The organism is Photobacterium lipolyticum, assembly GCF_003026475.1.
Classification (GTDB): Bacteria; Pseudomonadota; Gammaproteobacteria; order Enterobacterales; family Vibrionaceae; genus Photobacterium; species Photobacterium lipolyticum.
In genome coordinates, this window is record NZ_PYMC01000041.1 from 1 (window position 1) to 1,652 (window position 1,652).

The window sequence follows — 1,652 nt, forward strand, 5'->3', positions numbered from 1 at the left end:
CTTCGGTTGAAACAGAAAATCAGTAAAAATCATTGAGCCGTATCGAAAGATACAACAAAACTTTAATTGAAGAGTTTGATCATGGCTCAGATTGAACGCTGGCGGCAGGCCTAACACATGCAAGTCGAGCGGTAACAGGAAGAAGCTTGCTTCTTTGCTGACGAGCGGCGGACGGGTGAGTAATGCCTGGGAATATGCCTTAGTGTGGGGGATAACTATTGGAAACGATAGCTAATACCGCATAACGTCTACGGACCAAAGAGGGGGACCTTCGGGCCTCTCGCGCTAAGATTAGCCCAGGTGGGATTAGCTAGTTGGTGGGGTAAAGGCTCACCAAGGCAACGATCCCTAGCTGGTCTGAGAGGATGATCAGCCACACTGGAACTGAGACACGGTCCAGACTCCTACGGGAGGCAGCAGTGGGGAATATTGCACAATGGGGGAAACCCTGATGCAGCCATGCCGCGTGTATGAAGAAGGCCTTCGGGTTGTAAAGTACTTTCAGTCGTGAGGAAGGGTGTGTAGTTAATAGCTGTACATCTTGACGTTAGCGACAGAAGAAGCACCGGCTAACTCCGTGCCAGCAGCCGCGGTAATACGGAGGGTGCGAGCGTTAATCGGAATTACTGGGCGTAAAGCGCATGCAGGCGGTTAGTTAAGCGAGATGTGAAAGCCCGGGGCTCAACCTCGGAACAGCATTTCGAACTGGCTAACTAGAGTCTTGTAGAGGGGGGTAGAATTTCAGGTGTAGCGGTGAAATGCGTAGAGATCTGAAGGAATACCGGTGGCGAAGGCGGCCCCCTGGACAAAGACTGACGCTCAGATGCGAAAGCGTGGGGAGCAAACAGGATTAGATACCCTGGTAGTCCACGCCGTAAACGATGTCTACTTGGAGGTTGTGGCCTTGAGCCGTGGCTTTCGGAGCTAACGCGTTAAGTAGACCGCCTGGGGAGTACGGTCGCAAGATTAAAACTCAAATGAATTGACGGGGGCCCGCACAAGCGGTGGAGCATGTGGTTTAATTCGATGCAACGCGAAGAACCTTACCTACTCTTGACATCCAGAGAAGCCAGCGGAGACGCAGGTGTGCCTTCGGGAGCTCTGAGACAGGTGCTGCATGGCTGTCGTCAGCTCGTGTTGTGAAATGTTGGGTTAAGTCCCGCAACGAGCGCAACCCTTATCCTTGTTTGCCAGCACGTAATGGTGGGAACTCCAGGGAGACTGCCGGTGATAAACCGGAGGAAGGTGGGGACGACGTCAAGTCATCATGGCCCTTACGAGTAGGGCTACACACGTGCTACAATGGCGTATACAGAGGGCTGCCAACCAGCGATGGTGAGCGAATCCCACAAAGTACGTCGTAGTCCGGATCGGAGTCTGCAACTCGACTCCGTGAAGTCGGAATCGCTAGTAATCGTGAATCAGAATGTCACGGTGAATACGTTCCCGGGCCTTGTACACACCGCCCGTCACACCATGGGAGTGGGCTGCACCAGAAGTAGATAGCTTAACCTTCGGGAGGGCGTTTACCACGGTGTGGTTCATGACTGGGGTGAAGTCGTAACAAGGTAGCCCTAGGGGAACCTGGGGCTGGATCACCTCCTTACCTAAAGACTGTTTGTTTTATGCAGTGTCCACACAGATTGCCTGGT

At 53.0% G+C, this 1,652-nt stretch carries 1 rRNA gene; it reads left to right on the top strand.

Annotation, left to right across the window (positions count from 1 at the left end):
* The first annotated feature begins 63 nt into the window (after nt 1-63).
* Nucleotides 64-1,606, top strand: a 16S ribosomal RNA gene (locus C9I89_RS22185).
* Nucleotides 1,607-1,652: the final 46 nt, after the last annotated feature.